We start from the raw sequence: 16,792 nt of genomic DNA, 5'->3' as shown, positions 1-16,792 counted from the left end.
ATACAGCTTTATTAAAAGTATACACAAGGAGTGTGTGATGCCATCCTATACGCTTCTTAACATTATGCGCTTCCAGGATCATTACACCTCTCAAATCCAATTTGGCGAACACAATCTATCGAATAACCTTAACCACCTAGCTTCACTACAAACACCAAAATACAACTTTTATTGTAAATTAAAGTTGTATTTCAAATGACCGTTTTGTAAAACTTAGACACTCAATCTCAACGGACTGCTTTTAAACGTAAAAAGAGGTAATCAGCAACTCTACTGTTGTCAGTTCGACGCGATCCTGATTGCGCGACCTTATGGTCTTCCCAAGTCAGTAACCGAAGACCTTTCTCCAACCATTGAAACAGCTCAACACCTTACAATAGAGAACCCTGTGCAAACATTGGCAACATCCAAAAGAAATGAGCCCTTATGATTCTGAAAAAGATTTTTTGGTTACTTTTGCAGCGTTTGGCAAAAGTTACCCGCTCAGCAGAGCGGAAAAATGCTTCTCAACCAAAGCCAATCCGAGGAAGCAAAAGACCTCTCGGGCAGAGATAACAATGCTCCCCAACCAAAGCCATTCAGAGGAAATCCCAAAATTCTCAGGCCAAGCAAAACCTACTCAACTAGACCTTCCGCAAACTCCCGCCCCAAAAGATAAACATCCTCAACCCGCTCTTCACTGCGAGCAATATTGGGCAGTTTGCCCCATGTTTCAAACTCATTAGCTTTAAAGAAGCACAGGCTGTTGTCATTGCCCGCGTAGATGTAGGCGACCAGATGCAGAAAACCAATCTCTTGTCGGTGTTGGATGATGTGTTCAAGCAAGGCTTTGCCAACCCCTTGGCCTTGCCACTGTGGCAGGACATACAGGCTGATTTCGCAGGCTTGATCAAAGGCGGGTAAACCGTAAAACGCTTCTAATGAGCACCAAGCAATGACTTGCTGATCTCTTTCCGCCATAAAAATAGGGTGTCGATCTGTGGTGGTTTCGAGCCAATCCATGACGTCCAACAGGTTAATGTCATGATGGCGATCGGCCAATGTCGAATGCGGGTCGCATTGTCGAAAGATATCGAGCATGGCGGAAGCGTCTTCAAACTCAGCGTGACGAACTACACAGTTTAAAGCCACTTCTGCCCTTCCTTATGCTATTGGCGGGTTAGCCTTGCTCAAGCAAACGGCGCAGGTCAATGATGGCCGTATTGGCGCGAGAGATGTAAGACGCCATCACCAAAGAATGGTTCGCCAACACCCCAAAACCACTGCCGTTTAAAATAATGGGAGACCAGATACTGGCTTGCGTCGCTTCCAATTCACGAATGATTTGGCGCAGGCTAACCAAGGCGTTTTTGTCTTGTAGGGTAAACACAAAGTCCACTTCGATAGAACGTAATATGTGGATCAATGCCCAGCTGGCCCCACGCGCTTCGTAAAATACATCGTCCACTTTTGACCAAGGGGTTTTGACGTATTGGTAGGCTCCAGAATCATTACTTTGACGAGCACTGCTGTCACCAGCAAGATCGGTGTTTTCTCGTACGTTAGCAACACTGGCGGATAGACGCTGAGACAAGCTGCCCAAACGCGTGCTCACATCAGACAACCAATCCGATAGGTTATCAGCGCGAGCATAGAAGTTCGCCTTGTCATTACCTTGTCCCGCCAAACGGTCCAAGTATTCCAGTAATTCTTGATTACCACGACGGTATTCGCTTTCACTGGATGGTAAAGCCCAGCTTCTGGTATCAAAGTTAAATTGTGGCTCGGCAATTTTCAAATTCACATCTTCGGTGGACTGAGACTGAGAACGACTGAACTCTTTACGGAACGCCCGCGCTAGATCACGAGATTGAACCAACACCCCAAATTCCCAAGCCGGCATGTTGTCCATGAACAATCCCGGTGGCATCAAATCATTACTAATGAAGCCACCCGGCTTGTCTAGCAAGGTGGACACTAAAGTGTGTAATGTGCTGGCCGTGGTGTAGCCAACCACTAGCTTTTTACTGTTGTTAAGATAACCACGCTCGGCGGCTTGTTCTTTGGCACTGGCCACCACATCAAATTGATCGGGCTCACTGCTCCAATACATGCCTAAAAAGCTCAACAATACGGCTAAGACCAATACAACAACCGCTGCCACTTTTCCGACGCCAGAAAAGTTCAAACGCTCTCTTAAAGCTTGCCATTTTTCCTTTAACCAAGACATCTTTTGTACCACCTTAATCCTGTTGTAACGCTACGGTATAACGGGCCCGATGGAAGATCATGGCTCGTACACGAAAATCGGTCACGCGACTGTTAATAATCTGGTAAATCAATCGAGCCTGTTTATCATTCGGCCAGTTAATTTCCAATCGACTCTGCGTTGCCGCAACAGCGTTAATAATAGGCTGTATTTTGACAACTATTTCCTTTTCGCTCAATGTAAATAAATCTTTTGGTAATCTAAAAACCCCTTCTTGCTCAGCCACACTCGGTTCTGTCTGGCTTGCAGCGGATGACGAGCTGACTGTGTTTTTTTGTACTTTGGCCTGACGTTGCTTGGCTTGCGCGGCTTGCTGTTGGCGTTTTAATTTTAGGTCTTCAATGCGACTGTTCATCTCCACGATGAGAGGATCTTGGGCATTAACAGACCGAGCGCGGTCTAAATATTTTCCCGCTTGTCGATATTGACGATTTTGTGCTTTTTGCCATGCCCAATCTGTGTAGATTTCGACAATTTGGGCAATGCCTTGAATGGCGTCGAAGTTACCAGGGTCACGACCTAGCGCGGCTTGAAAATACAAATTGGCATTGTCTTCTTCTGGCGTTAATAAGCGATCCGCTAATAAGGCCAGACGACCGTTTTCGATCAGAGATTGGGTCAGCTGTTGGGCCGGTGTAAGAGGGGCTGGGGTTGGCGCTTCTTCTGCGACTGGTGAAGCATTTTCTGACCTTGCCGCGGCAGATTCCGATGTGTCTTCCGCCGTTGACGTGTCTAACGCTAATGCTGGTGCCGCATCGTCTTGTGATACTGGTTGACTCTGGCAAGCGGCTAAGAAAACCACAGGAAACAGTAAAGAAATTAGCTTTTTACTCAATTTAGCCCCTTACATTTGGCAACTTAAAGGTGGATTGGTAGTCTACTCTCTTCATTCGAGGTGATAAATGACGACTTTATCACTATTTGGTCTTCTCTACTTGTTGAATTTATCTATGCGCTTGCTTGTTGCTCTGTCTGCTTTCATATTTCATTTCTCGGCTTATGCTTTTACTTTTGCGCCGACTACGCCCTTTGAAAAACCACAATTTCTTCCCGTCGAGCAAGCCTTCCAGTTGAGCATAAGCGCGCCAATCGAAGGTCAATTTCATGCTCAATGGAACATAGCCGACGGCTATTATTTGTACCAGCAACGCTTTAGCATTTCAGGTCCACAAGCCAGTCATCTGCACTTTGCTCCCTTGCCAACGGCTCAAGATCATGAAGATGAATACTATGGCAAGGTGATGATTTATCGCCAACAGGTACGTTTGCCAATGTATTATGACATTCAACTGCCAGCCGGCACGACCATCCAAGCTACCTTACATTACCAAGGATGTGCCGATCAGGGGTTATGCTATCCGCCACAAACCGTCCCCATCCAGTTCAAAGTACCAGAAGGTTTGACAACAACGGAAGCCGATACAGACCCTTCTAGCGTGACAAATGCGATCAACAAGGCAAGCACAACAGAACCATCGGTACTTGAACCTTCTGCAGCACAAAAAATTCTGACGGACCTACAAGACAATGGCTTGCTGCAAAGTATGATGCTGATGTTTGGATTGGGATTACTGCTCTCCCTCACACCTTGCGTTCTGCCTATGATCCCAATTGTCAGTGCGATTGTCATTGGCACGCAAACGTCAACCACAGAAGGTCCTTCGCGCTTTAGAGGGGGTTACTTGAGTTTAATGTACGTGCTGGGCATGGCATTTACTTACGCCGCCATTGGCGGTTTGGTCGGATTGCTTGGCTTGCAATTTAATTTACAAGCGAAACTACAAAGCCCCCTCTTCGTTGTTCTCAGTGCGGCGATTTTTGTGATGTTGGCGCTGGCTATGTTTGGCGTTTTTCAGTTGCAAATGCCGTCTTCTTGGCAAAATAAACTGACGGCGTTTCGCATACAAACCTCCTCGCCGTGGCGCGCGAGTGTTAGCGTTTTTATTGCGGGCATCTTGGCGACCTTGATTGTCTCACCTTGCGTCTCTGCGCCACTGGCCGGCACCTTACTTTATATTAGCAGCCAAGGCGATGCCCTATACGGTGCTTTCATCTTGTTTGTCATGGCGTTGGGAATGGGCGTGCCCTTGTTATTGGTTGGTTTATTTGGCCCCAGTATTTTGCCTAAACGAGGAGATTGGCTAGAAGACATTAAAGTGGTATTCGGCTTTGGGTTATTGGCCGTCGCCATTTGGTTGCTAACCCCTTGGCTGCCCCTGTCTGGACACTTATTTTTATGGAGTGCGCTGGCATTGGCTATGAGTGGCTACTTTGTTCATCGCGCTATCACAGTCGCGTCTCACCCTGTGCGCTGGTTTTTGGTGCTGATACTATTTTTAATTGGCAGTGTTCAAATGGTGGGGGGCTTTAGTGGTGGTTCCTCTCCCTTACAGCCGTTACAAGGGATTCGCTTGCCGTCCAACAGTACGACCAGTATCGATTCGCTGTTTGACGCCCAAATTGGCAGTTTAGAAGAATTGGATCAGTTACTGGCCAACACCGACTCAAGGCCGATGGTGTTGGATTTATACGCGGATTGGTGCGTGAGCTGTAAAACGGTTGAAGCGATACTGGCCTCAAGCGAAGCCCAAGCTCTGTTGCCGCAAGTTCGTCTCGTTCGTGTAGACGTCACCGACAATTCGCTCGCTAATCAAGCTCTGATGAAACACTTCAATTTGTATGGGCCACCGTCTTTGGTGTTTTTAAACGCCGCGGGTCACCCACTCCCCCAATTGGCCTTGATAGGAGAACCCAGTAAGGCAGAGCTCATTAGTCGACTAAAGCGTCTTCAAACGCCTTTCTAAAAATTCACGTTAAAAGGTTTTAGCTAAATAGGCAGGTTTACTCTTGATTGAATTTTAAGCAAAGTTGAGTTTTTTATGATATTTCCCCGAAGAACTGGACAATATCCCGCTTTTTATCGATAATCGCCTCAATTACACGCTTTAACATTTCTATTTTTAGACTGCATTTTTTGTTTAAAGCCACTTTTTAAAGTGATTATATTTATAACCATCAGTGTGTGTTGCACTGATAAACTAATACAGACAGAAGAGAGTACCCATGGACATTCGTAAAATTAAAAAACTAATTGAACTATTAGAAGAGTCAAACGTCTACGAAATCGAGATCAAGGAAGGCGAGGAAGCCGTTCGTATTAGTCGTGGTGGTGCACAAGTAGTTACCTCTATTGCTGCTCCTGCTCCCGTTGCTGCTCCAGCACCAGTGGCGGCGCCTGCTGCTCCAGTGGCTGACGCACCAGCGGCTATCACAGGACATATTGTTAAATCTCCAATGGTCGGCACTTATTACAAATCTTCCGCTCCTGGCGCGAAGCCATTCATTGAAGTTGGCCAAAAAGTAAATGTTGGCGATACCATTTGTATCGTTGAAGCGATGAAGATGATGAACCAAATTGAAGCGGATAAAGCGGGTACTATCGGCGCGATCCTAGTTGAAGACGGCGAGCCAGTTGAATTCGACCAACCGCTAGTTACCATCGTATAACCCAACATTAAAGGTTTTATCATGCTTGATAAGGTATTGATTGCTAACCGAGGCGAAATCGCGCTACGTATCCTACGTGCGTGTAAAGAACTTGGTATCAAAACCGTTGCGGTTCACTCAAAGATTGACCGTGACTTATTACATGTTCGCCTAGCAGATGAATCCATCTGTATTGGTCCGAATCCCTCTGCTCAAAGTTACCTAAACATTCCGGCCATCATCAGTGCCGCTGAATTAACGGATACGTCTGCAATTCACCCAGGTTACGGTTTCCTAGCGGAAAATGCGGATTTTGCTGAGCAAGTTGAAAACTCAGGCTTTGCCTTTATTGGTCCAAAAGCGGAAACCATTCGCCTAATGGGTGACAAGGTTTCTGCGATCAAAGCCATGAAAGAAGCGGGCGTACCCACTGTACCAGGGTCGAATGGTCCAGTACCTTCTGATCCAGATGAGTGTTTGCGCATCGCCAATGAAATTGGCTTTCCAGTGATTGTAAAAGCCGCTGCCGGTGGTGGTGGTCGTGGTATGCGCGTCGTTCATAACGAAGCCAGCCTACTAAAATCCATCAGCATCACGCAATCTGAAGCGGGTTCTTACTTCGGTGACAGCACGGTTTACATGGAAAAATTCCTAACCAACCCTCGTCACGTTGAAGTACAAGTACTGGCCGACGGTCAAGGCAATGCTGTTCACCTATACGATCGCGATTGCTCATTGCAACGTCGTCACCAAAAAGTATTGGAAGAAGCGCCAGCACCTATGCTGAATGAAGCCTCTCGCCAAGCGTGTTTAAAAGCCTGTGTGGATGCTTGCATCAAGATCAACTACCGAGGTGCAGGCACGTTCGAATTCCTTTACGAAGATGGCCATTTCTACTTCATTGAAATGAACACTCGAGTACAGGTAGAGCACCCTGTTACTGAAATGGTAACGGGCGTTGATATTGTCAAAGAACAATTGCGCATTGCCAGCGGCATGCCTTTGTCTCTGAAACAAGAAGACATCAAGCTGAATGGCCACGCGGTTGAGTCACGCATCAATGCGGAAGATTCAAAAACCTTCATGCCAAGCCCAGGTAAAGTGGAATATTTCCATGCACCAGGCGGTATGGGCGTGCGTGTGGATTCTCATCTATACAGTGGTTACTCCGTACCACCAACGTACGACTCTATGATTGCTAAGATCATTTGTCATGCGGCGGATCGTACTGCTGCCCTAAAACGCCTATCAGGCGCGCTGGATGAGACCTTCATCGACGGTATCAAAACCAACATTGAGCTGCAAAAAGAGCTCGCCAATGACGCTAACTTCATCGAAGGTGGCGTAAATATCCATTATTTGGAGAAAAAGCTCGGTCTTTAATGACTCGCGCTCAGAGTCAGGCGAACAATTAATTCGTCTGACTCTGTCATTTTCCTCTCGCCTCGCGCACCAAGCTTCGTTATTCTATTCCTGATTATTCATTGTTGGACATCTTTTATGCCTTGGCTTCAAATACGTATTCACACGACTCCTGACCATGTACCCGCCTTTGAAGACACTCTATTAGAGTGCGGTGCGATGGTTGTTACTTTTGAAGACATCCATGATGATCCTATTTATGAGCCAGAACTTAACACCACACCATTATGGAAAAACACCAAGGTAACAGGCCTATTCGAAGCCGAGGCGAAACTAGACGAAATTCGCCCCGTGCTAGAACACAAAGCCGCATCCATTGGCGAGTCAGATATTGACATCAAGATTGAAATTCTAGAAGACAAAGACTGGGAAAGAGAATGGATGGACAATTACCATCCGATCCAATTTGGCGAACGTCTATGGGTTTGCCCAAGCTGGCGTGATGTGCCTGATCCAGACGCGGTTAATTTAATGCTCGACCCAGGTTTGGCCTTTGGTACAGGAACCCATCCGACCACGGCACTTTGTTTAAAATGGCTCGACAGTGTCGATTGCCAAGACAAAACCATTATTGATTATGGTTGTGGTTCCGGCATTCTTGGCATTGCAGGGTTATTACTTGGGGCTAGCAATATGGTGGGCATAGATATCGACCCTCAAGCCGTACAAGCGACGCAAGAAAACGCGTCACGTAACCAGATTGACCCTAGCCGCTTAGAAGTAAAACTGCCCCCCTACGAATCCGATTTGCAGGCAGACATAGTGGTCGCTAATATTTTAGCAGGCCCACTCGCAAAGCTAGCGCCAACCATTGCCGCTTTGGTTAAAACCGGAGGTCAGTTGGCACTATCTGGTATTTTAGCGAACCAAGCGCAAGAAGTGATCTACGCTTATCAAGATTGGTTTACCATCGAGAACGTCACTGAATGTGATGAATGGGTTCGCATTGTCGGTACCAAACACGCATAAATTATAATCAGCACCCTGTTTTACATTAAGGAAGAAACACGCCCATGGCCAATAGCTTAACCACTCGCTGCCCCAAATGTTCAACGGCATTTCGTGTCAGTGACGAAGTATTGAGTATGGCCAAGGGTAAGGTTAGATGCGGTCAGTGTTTCCATATTTTTGATGCCGCTCAAGCGGTTGCCAAAAGCCCGAAACGCCCTGAGCCTTCAGTCTCTAAAGTCCAAAAAGAAACATCGTCTCAACAGCCCCCATTAGACACAGCCAGCAGGCAGGCACAGACTTCTCCTCAGGATGAAGCCAACCTAGAAAACCGCCTAGCACCAGCCGACGACATCGTTAACCCTGATTGGTTGCATACCTTGTTCACCGACGATGATTTGCAGCCTGCCTCCAAGCAGGATATGGATAACCCTAATTCCAAGCGAATGGCGAAGAACGACGACACTCCCAACACCGCGGTGCGTCACAAGAAAGCAGCTCAGTCACCATCAAGCCAGTCAACGGACGAACTGGCCCCATGGGAAGTAGAACTGGCTGAAGTCGAGGCGGCACTGCAAGCAGGATCACAGCGCCCCAACATCCAGCCCAAAAGACCCTCTAATCCCACTCGATCTAAACCATTAGATGGATTTGACACCAAAGCGGATGCGTTGACGGCAAGCCTCAACAAATCAGCTCAGCGCGAGGCCGATCCTTTCTCCGCAAAAACGGCCATCACCACAACATCTACCAAGGCGCAATCAATTCAAGCAAAAGGCAATCCTGAGCCAAGCCCTGAGCCGGATTACATGACCGCCTTGCACACCTTAGCGCAAAATGCCGCCGAGCAAACTCGCCCCTCTGAGGCGGGTCATCAACACAGCTTTTTAGAGCAATTGTCCGCCCAACAAAGCCTTGCTCCCTTATTGGATGAGTCGAGACCCAGCAAGCCAGTAAAACGCTCGCACCCTTGGCTTTGGTTTATGGCCACCCTAGTTGGCTTAGGCATTTTGATTGGACAAGTGGCCAGCCATTACTTTGATGAAGGCAGCCGCTCCTCTCATTTTCGCGGCATGTATCGCATGCTGTGTTCATACACAGGTTGTACTCTACCAAGGTTTGATGACGTCAGTGCGATTTCCATTCAACATGTGCGCATCCAGAGCCACCCTGACATCCCAAATGCCTTAATGGTCAATGCCATCATCACTAACAACAGCGCGTTTTCTCAGCCTATGCCAAAGATTGCACTGGAGTTCTATGATTTAAATGGTAAACCCGTCGCCGCTCGCCTGTTTTCACCCAGTGCCTATCTGCACAAAGACTTCCTCGACATTACTTTCATGCCACCCAATACCCCTATTCATCTGGTAATTCCAATACAAGACCCAGGCGCTCGAGCCGTCACCCATGAATTAAAAGCCTTTCCAGCGGAGACTCGTTCCTACTAAAACAGGGCATTTCAGCAAGAGTTTTCCAGCGGGATCAAAAAAAGCACAAAAAATAGCCAATTTTTCGCCTGTCAAGACTTCAAAAATACAAAATGCCTAGGTATTATTCACGCCCGCTCGACACAGTCGAAGATCTTTAACATTCAATCCAGTATTCAGGAACATCATGGCATTTGCTATTGGCCCATATTGCGTTGAAAAGCCCGTTATTCTAGCCCCTATGGCTGGTGTAACCGATTTGCCTTTTCGTCGCCTTTGTCATGACCAAGGTGCGGGCCTAGTCGTTTCCGAGATGGTCACCTCGGATGTGAGGTTGTGGAACTCAACAAAAAGTCGTCATCGTTTAGTTCACGACCATGAAGTGTCGCCGAGATCCGTTCAAATTGCTGGCGGTGATCCTCAAATGATGGCCGAAGCCGCCCGTCAAAATGTGGCGTTAGGGGCTCAGATCATCGACATCAACATGGGCTGTCCTGCCAAAAAGGTTTGCAATAAAGCCGCAGGATCAGCCTTACTGAAAGATGAAAGCCTAGTTCGCGAAATACTGGAAACGGTTGTAAATAGTGTGTCGGTGCCTGTCACCCTTAAAATTCGTACCGGGTGGAGTCAAGAGCAGAAAAACGCCATGACCATTGCCAAAATGGCGGAAGACATTGGTATTCAAGCACTCGCCATTCACGGCCGCACCCGAGAATGTAAATTTCAAGGAAGCGTCGAGTACGACACCATTGCAGAGGTAAAGCAGGCGATTCAAATCCCGGTGTTCGCCAACGGCGACATAAAGGACGCGAAAACCGCTAAATTTGTAAAGGACTATACTCAAGCGGATGGCATTATGATTGGTCGTGCCGCGCAAGGGAAACCTTGGGTTTTCAATGAGATCAATCACTATTTACAAACCAGTGAATTGTTAGATCCACCTGCTCTTGCAGAAGTAAAAGCATTGGTTATCAAGCACGTACACAATTTGCATCAATTTTATGGTGATTATCTTGGTGTACGCATTGCTCGTAAGCATGTTGGTTGGTATCTGCAAACGTTAGCGGATAACACTCAGTTTCGCAGTGTGTTCAATCGTATTGATAATACGCAAGAACAGCTCGATCAGTTAGAAGAATTCTTTGCTCGTCAATAGACGAACAATTTTGGTACCGAATGCGTTGATGTTTAAACGGTGTGTCGTTTAATCACCAATGTCATTGTTAAATGGTTAGCTTTAAAAAAATAGAAGGTCATTCTGTGGTAGAACAAACTCAAACCCATACGTTTCAAGCCGCTTCTTCTGAGCAGTCACAAACCCTTCGTGACAATGTTGAGAAAGCACTACAAAATTATTTCGCCCACTTGGATGGGCAGCCGGTGACGGATTTATACCAATTAGTATTAGCAGAGGTTGAGGCGCCTCTTCTTGAATCGGTGATGAATTACACGAAAGACAATCAAACTAAAGCATCCACTCTCCTTGGTCTAAACCGAGGCACGCTTCGCAAGAAGCTGAAGCAATACGGCATGCTATAAGCATTATAAAAAAGGGCGGATTCGCCCTTTTTTTGTTTCTTCCCCTTGTTTATTTAATGTTAACTACATTGCGAGAACCATGATGGCAAATCAAAAAACAGTGACTCCTATCAAACGAGCGTTAATCAGTGTTTCCGACAAAACAGGCATTGTCGAATTCGCCCGCGAACTGACCGCTCAAGGCGTTGAAATCCTTTCTACTGGTGGTACCTACCGTCTATTACTAGACAATCAAGTAGCAGCCATCGAAGTGTCCGACTACACCGGCTTCCCAGAAATGATGGATGGTCGCGTTAAGACACTGCACCCGAAAGTACACGGTGGTATCCTTGGCCGTCGTGACATCGATGGTGACATCATGAAACAACACGGCATCAATGAAATCGACATGGTCATCGTCAATTTATACCCATTCGAAGCCACCATTGAACGCCCAGATTGCGACCTTCCTATGGCCATTGAGAACATCGACATTGGTGGTCCAACCATGGTTCGCTCGGCAGCGAAAAACCACAAAGATGTGGCGATTGTTGTCTCTCCAGACAGCTACCCTGCTATTTTGGCGTCATTAAAGGCAGACGGCGGCCTTAACTACGAACAACGTTTTGATCTTGCGGTAAAAGCCTTTGAGCACACCTCACATTACGACGGTGCCATTGCCAATTTCTTAGGCAAAAAAGTAGACGGCGGCAGCGAAGACTTCGCTCGCACCTTCAATCTACAGTTCAACAAACAAGAAGAAATGCGCTACGGTGAAAACCCTCATCAAAAAGCCGCATTTTATGTGGAAGCCAATCCACAAGAAGCGTCCATTAGCACAGCAAAACAGCTGCAAGGTAAGGCACTGTCTTATAACAACATCGCCGACACAGATGCGGCACTAGAGTGTGTTAAAAGCTTCCAACAGCCAGCCTGTGTCATCGTCAAGCACGCAAACCCTTGTGGTGTTGCAACGGCGACAAGCCAACTTGAAGCCTATGACTTGGCTTTCCAAACGGATCCAACTTCGGCGTTTGGCGGCATCATTGCGTTCAACCAAGAGTTGGATGCTGAAACCGCACAGGCCATCATTGATCGTCAATTTGTTGAAGTCATCATTGCGCCTAGCATTAGTCAAGCTGCGGCTAACATAGTGTCTGCAAAACAAAACGTGCGCTTGCTAGAATGTGGCCAATGGTCACAAGACAGAATCCCTGCAATGGATTACAAGCGTGTTAACGGTGGTTTGTTGGTACAAGACCGTGATGATGGCACTATTACACTAGATGATCTAAAAGTAGTGTCTAAACGTCAGCCAACGCAAGAAGAGCTGAATGACCTACTATTCTCATGGAAAGTGGCTAAATTCGTTAAATCCAACGCCATTGTTTATGCGAAAGCTGGGCAAACGATTGGTGTTGGCGCCGGCCAAATGAGCCGCGTCTACAGTGCGAAAATCGCTGGCATTAAAGCGGCTGATGAGAACCTTCAAGTTGAAGGATCTGTCATGGCATCGGATGCTTTCTTCCCATTCCGCGATGGCATTGATGCCGCTGCTCAAGCTGGGATCACGGCAGTGATTCAACCTGGTGGCTCGATGCGTGATGAAGAAGTCATTGCAGCAGCTGATGAAGCCGGCATGGCAATGGTCTTCACTGGCATGCGCCACTTCCGCCACTAAGATGTTTCCATTGGCGCTGTTACCTTTCAACAGCGCCTTAATGATGAAGGATTAGATAATGAAAGTGCTTATTATTGGTAACGGTGGTCGTGAACATGCCTTGGCATGGAAAACAGCGGAATCCACCCAAGTTGAAAAAATCTTTGTTGCCCCTGGAAACGCAGGAACCGCAACGGAGAACAAGGTTGAAAATGTTGATATTGAGGTAACGGATGTTGCCGGTTTGGTCGCTTTTGCAAAACAGCAAAACATTGACCTCACCATTGTTGGCCCTGAAGCGCCACTGGTCATTGGCGTTGCTGATGCGTTTGAAAAAGAAGGCTTAGCCATTTTCGGCCCAACTCAGGGGGCCGCACAATTGGAAGGCTCTAAAGCATTCACCAAAGACTTCCTAGCGCGCCATCACATCCCAACCGCAGCGTACGGCAACTTTACCGAAATCGCACCAGCGGTTGCCTACATAAAACAACAAGGCGCGCCTATCGTGGTGAAAGCGGACGGTCTAGCCGCTGGTAAAGGCGTTATCCTAGCGCAAACCGAAGCCGAAGCGATTGAAGCGGTTGAAGACATGCTGCAAGGCAATGCATTTGGTGATGCGGGCAACCGCGTGGTCATCGAAGAGTTTCTAGTCGGCGAAGAAGCCAGCTTTATCTGTATGGTCGATGGCGAAACTGTGCTGCCAATGGCCACCAGCCAAGATCACAAAGCTCGTGATAATGGCGACAAAGGACCGAATACTGGTGGCATGGGCGCTTACTCTCCAGCCCCTGTAGTAACACCTGAAATTCACGATCGCATTATGAGCGAAGTGATTATGCCGACAGTGAAAGGCATGAATGCTGAAGGCAATCGCTACCGTGGTTTCTTGTACGCTGGTGTCATGGTCGCGCCTGACGGCACACCAAAAGTACTTGAGTACAATTGCCGCTTTGGAGATCCAGAAACCCAGCCTATTATGATGCGTCTGCGTTCTGATTTAGCTCAAATGTGTTTATCTGCCATTGCGGGTAAGTTGGATACGGTTGACGCTGACTGGGATCCTCGCGCCAGTTTAGGTGTGGTACTGGCGGCTGGCGGTTATCCTGCAGATTACGCTAAAGGCGATGTCATCTCGGGTTTAAACACAGCACTTCCAGCTCATCAGAAAGTCTTCCAAGCAGGCACGGCATTGAAAGACGGTGATGTGGTGACAAATGGTGGACGTGTTTTGTGCGCAGTATCACTGGGCGACACGGTGGCACAGGCTCAAGCTGGTGCCTATGACGTGGTAAACACTCTGTCATGGGACAAGGTCTATTTCCGTACCGACATTGGCCACAGAGCCATCGCCCGTGAGCAAAAATAAGTCTGATTCGCTTTGCTAAAACAGACCATTTAAAAAGGCTTCTTCTGAAGCCTTTTTTGACTCTATGACACTATTATTTTTTCAGTTGATTGGCCTTCCTGTCCAACCAAGCTTTAAATATTCGACCGACTTCCAACACCAGCAAACCAAACATAATGCCTGCCACCCAGTCTAGAGCTAATAGAAAACCCAATACGACAATCATTCCGTAGCCATACATAAAATTACTGCGCGTTTCAGGCTTGTCCTTTCGAGTAAACCAAGTGACCAGCAAAAGCAGCAAGCCAAACCAAACATAATGCTCCACTAAAATTGGATATAGCATTCAATCCCCTATCTAGTTAATAATGAGAGCCTTTACTGACATAGTATGGGCCAGCATTTTGCTTCATCGATTCATTTTACTCTTTTTACTCTGCGCCTCCAACATTGCATGGGGGAAGGCCAGTATCGCAATCATAGACGATACACACTCGACATTTAACATAGGCCAGAGTGCGTTTTACTACCTTGATGAAACACAAAGCCTCAGTTATCAGGACATTTCATCGGATTACTACAGCAAACGCTTTCGCCCTCTGGCACGAGACTATCTGCAATTTGGTATGGTCAAAGGTAATATCTGGATACGTACTGAAGCGGCGGTTCAGACCACAATCCAAACGCCCATCATTCTTGATATCAGCGCACCTAGATTGCAACGACTCGATTTATTCTTACCCAATTTATACGGCCATCAAGCTCAAGTAGAGTTAGGTGGTGCCAGACCTTATGCCAATTTGCCCATTGAAGGTTTGAGTTACGCCTACCCTATTCCAAGCAATATCCCCCCTATTTTCACCATCTACATCAAGATGTCGTCACACCTGCCTATTAATGCCAACATTGAGTTAAAAACCTTATCGGAGGCCACTAAAGACTCGCAAAATGAAATACTGATAACGGGGCTACTGATCGGCATATTGTTGACATTGTTTCTCTGTAATGTGTTTTTCTTTATCAAGACCACCCATGCCATGTACTTGATCTATGGTGTTATGTTGGTGGGCATTGTCGTTTTACACCTAACCTTACACGATCATATCTCGCCGCTTTTTCCGAATCATACGGGCATTCAAGAACGAATCTACAACCTTGCTGCATTAAGTTGTTTGACGGCGGTGGTGTTCTTCTCTCGCTTGTATTTAGATACCAAACGCCATTTGCCAACCATGGATAAGGTATTAATCCTGATTGGCTCCATAAATGCTCTGTTTGCCTTTATCTTTGCGGTCATGCCGGAAAGAATCAACATCATGATTTTGTCGGCGATGGTGGTTGCAACCCTGATTATATTAACCTTCCATGCCATCTACGCATTTGTCAAAAATGTGCCCTATTCTGGCTATTACCTCGCCGCTAGAATCCTGCTTTTTACTGGACATTTTGCCTGGATTTTATCTGTTTATGGCATTATCCCAAGCCAAATTTTATTGGAGTGGGGGCTGACCATCACCATCATTTTAGAAGCCTTAATCCATTTCACCGGTATGATTGCTCAAACCACGCCACTCTTACAGAAATACGCCCATCGTCGTGGTTATTCTCAAGCGGAGATGTTCGATCTGTTGTCTGATTTATCCAGCCGCTTACGCCGTCAAATTAATGTCATCGGTGGCGGTATAGCACACTTAAAACCGGCTTTAAAATCAGCCGATGCAAAACTCTTTCTGGATTCAAGTCAGGTCGCTAACAACAACATTAAGAGCTTAATTAAACGAGTAGATGTACTCACCGACATCAAGGGTAACCTAGCCGCTGAACAAGCCATGCCGTTGGCACTGAACAAGCTTATTGATGAAGCTCATGAAAATTTCCAGCAACTCGATCAAGATGACACCAATCTCACAATCAACTTGGAAAACACAGAACAGGTCGAAGTGCTTCAAAATGCAACGCTGATCAAACATTTGATTGAGGTATTAGCACAAGAATTCAAACACTTCTCTGATCAGGCCCTCAACCTTCACTTTATACGCCACGAGATTAACCGTGAAGGGGTAACCATGCTTGAAATTCAGTGCTCCCCCCTGCCGACCAGAGTGCATAGTCAATTTTCTCATTTTGATTTGGGCATGAGCTACATCCGACTTGTCATCGATCACTTAAACGGCAAGTTGGTTGAGTTAAATAACAATTCAGTGGATGAAAAGACCCAATCTCATCCTAGTATTAACATTCAAATCCCCATCCGAGTACACCTTCGCCAGACACAACCAATGGATCAATTCGCTGACCAATTTGACATTATTTTGTTCGGACAATCAGACGAAGACATGCAAAAGGCGCAGGCGTTAACCAACAACCATAATCACAAAGTGGAGCAATTTAGTGAATTAGAAACACTCATTGGCTACTTCCAGAACCCTGATTTACGTCAGTCCGGCTCAGTAATCTTGGTCTTTGATAATGGTGGTCACATTCCACACGTTACCTTACAGCGTTTGTTACCCTTAATGCGCGATGAAGATCAGTGCTTACTCATCAGCAAGAATGTTAAAATGTCTTTAGATTACACTCAAAAACTGGGTTTTGATGATTTATTATCTTGTGCTGACATTGATGATGAATTAGAAACCCGTTTAACCAAACTGATTCAAAAAGGGGTGCGCTTAAAATCCTCCCCCTTGTCACGGATCAAAGCTTTGCGTAAAAGCCCTTGATGCTGATCCACT

Annotated in this window: 14 protein-coding genes; 10 read left to right on the top strand and 4 right to left on the bottom strand. The window is 46.6% G+C overall.

What is annotated here, in order from left to right; translation table 11 throughout:
- Positions 1-615: 615 nt before the first annotated feature.
- Genes MAR181_RS05510 through MAR181_RS05500 form a run of 3 tightly spaced genes read right to left on the bottom strand, consistent with a single transcriptional unit; the run spans position 616 to position 3,083 of the window.
- Positions 616-1,131, bottom strand: coding sequence for a GNAT family N-acetyltransferase (locus MAR181_RS05510; RefSeq protein ID WP_013795609.1), 516 nt, complete (start codon positions 1,129-1,131; stop codon positions 616-618).
- 28 nt (positions 1,132-1,159) lie between these two features.
- Entirely contained in the window at positions 1,160-2,209 is a 1,050-nt protein-coding gene (locus MAR181_RS05505; protein ID WP_013795608.1) for a DUF2333 family protein, read from the bottom strand.
- Positions 2,210-2,222: 13 nt separating this feature from the next.
- Complete coding sequence (locus tag MAR181_RS05500; RefSeq protein ID WP_013795607.1) at positions 2,223-3,083, bottom strand: hypothetical protein; 861 nt, start codon at positions 3,081-3,083, stop codon at positions 2,223-2,225.
- A 67-nt stretch (positions 3,084-3,150) separates the two neighbouring features.
- On the opposite strand from MAR181_RS05500, the gene dsbD reads away from it, so the two are divergent.
- The 9 genes from dsbD (at position 3,151) to purD (ending at position 14,078) form a co-directional block, all read left to right on the top strand.
- Entirely contained in the window at positions 3,151-5,052 is a 1,902-nt protein-coding gene (dsbD, locus tag MAR181_RS05495) for a protein-disulfide reductase DsbD (protein WP_013795606.1), read from the top strand.
- Between the two features lie 259 nt (positions 5,053-5,311).
- On the top strand, positions 5,312-5,755 hold the full coding sequence (gene accB, locus MAR181_RS05490; protein ID WP_013795605.1) for an acetyl-CoA carboxylase biotin carboxyl carrier protein: 444 nt from the start codon (positions 5,312-5,314) through the stop codon (positions 5,753-5,755).
- Positions 5,756-5,776: 21 nt separating this feature from the next.
- The gene (accC, locus tag MAR181_RS05485) at positions 5,777-7,117 is read left to right on the top strand and encodes an acetyl-CoA carboxylase biotin carboxylase subunit (RefSeq protein ID WP_013795604.1); all 1,341 of its coding nucleotides are present in this window, start codon (positions 5,777-5,779) and stop codon (positions 7,115-7,117) included.
- Positions 7,118-7,234: 117 nt separating this feature from the next.
- A complete protein-coding gene (prmA, locus tag MAR181_RS05480) occupies positions 7,235-8,125 on the top strand; it encodes a 50S ribosomal protein L11 methyltransferase (RefSeq protein WP_013795603.1) in 891 nt (296 codons plus the stop codon).
- A gap of 44 nt (positions 8,126-8,169) precedes the next feature.
- Positions 8,170-9,555, top strand: a complete 1,386-nt coding sequence (locus MAR181_RS05475; RefSeq protein ID WP_013795602.1) for a zinc-ribbon and DUF3426 domain-containing protein — start codon at positions 8,170-8,172, stop codon at positions 9,553-9,555.
- Positions 9,556-9,721: 166 nt separating this feature from the next.
- Positions 9,722-10,690: a tRNA dihydrouridine synthase DusB gene (gene dusB / locus MAR181_RS05470; RefSeq protein WP_013795601.1), complete on the top strand. Its 969-nt coding sequence runs from the start codon at positions 9,722-9,724 to the stop codon at positions 10,688-10,690.
- Positions 10,691-10,761: 71 nt separating this feature from the next.
- Positions 10,762-11,073 carry a DNA-binding transcriptional regulator Fis gene (gene fis / locus MAR181_RS05465; RefSeq protein ID WP_245546212.1) on the top strand — a complete coding sequence of 104 codons (312 nt, stop codon included), beginning with the start codon at positions 10,762-10,764 and terminating at the stop codon, positions 11,071-11,073.
- An 82-nt stretch (positions 11,074-11,155) separates the two neighbouring features.
- Positions 11,156-12,733, top strand: a complete 1,578-nt coding sequence (gene purH / locus MAR181_RS05460; protein WP_013795599.1) for a bifunctional phosphoribosylaminoimidazolecarboxamide formyltransferase/IMP cyclohydrolase — start codon at positions 11,156-11,158, stop codon at positions 12,731-12,733.
- A gap of 58 nt (positions 12,734-12,791) precedes the next feature.
- Positions 12,792-14,078 (top strand): phosphoribosylamine--glycine ligase, encoded by a 1,287-nt coding sequence (gene purD / locus MAR181_RS05455; RefSeq protein ID WP_013795598.1) that lies wholly within the window; start codon positions 12,792-12,794, stop codon positions 14,076-14,078.
- Positions 14,079-14,151: 73 nt separating this feature from the next.
- Here purD and MAR181_RS05450 read toward each other — a convergent pair whose 3' ends face one another.
- On the bottom strand, positions 14,152-14,403 hold the full coding sequence (locus MAR181_RS05450; RefSeq protein WP_013795597.1) for a hypothetical protein: 252 nt from the start codon (positions 14,401-14,403) through the stop codon (positions 14,152-14,154).
- Positions 14,404-14,461: 58 nt separating this feature from the next.
- On the opposite strand from MAR181_RS05450, the gene MAR181_RS05445 reads away from it, so the two are divergent.
- A complete protein-coding gene (locus MAR181_RS05445) occupies positions 14,462-16,780 on the top strand; it encodes a 7TMR-DISM family protein (RefSeq protein WP_144011288.1) in 2,319 nt (772 codons plus the stop codon).
- The last annotated feature ends 12 nt before the right edge of the window (positions 16,781-16,792 follow it).

Origin of the sequence: Marinomonas posidonica IVIA-Po-181, from assembly GCF_000214215.1 — a bacterium.
GTDB classification, from domain to species: Bacteria; Pseudomonadota; Gammaproteobacteria; order Pseudomonadales; family Marinomonadaceae; genus Marinomonas; species Marinomonas posidonica.
The sequence above is the reverse complement of the archived record's forward strand: the minus strand, read 5'-3'. Positions and strand labels throughout refer to the sequence as shown.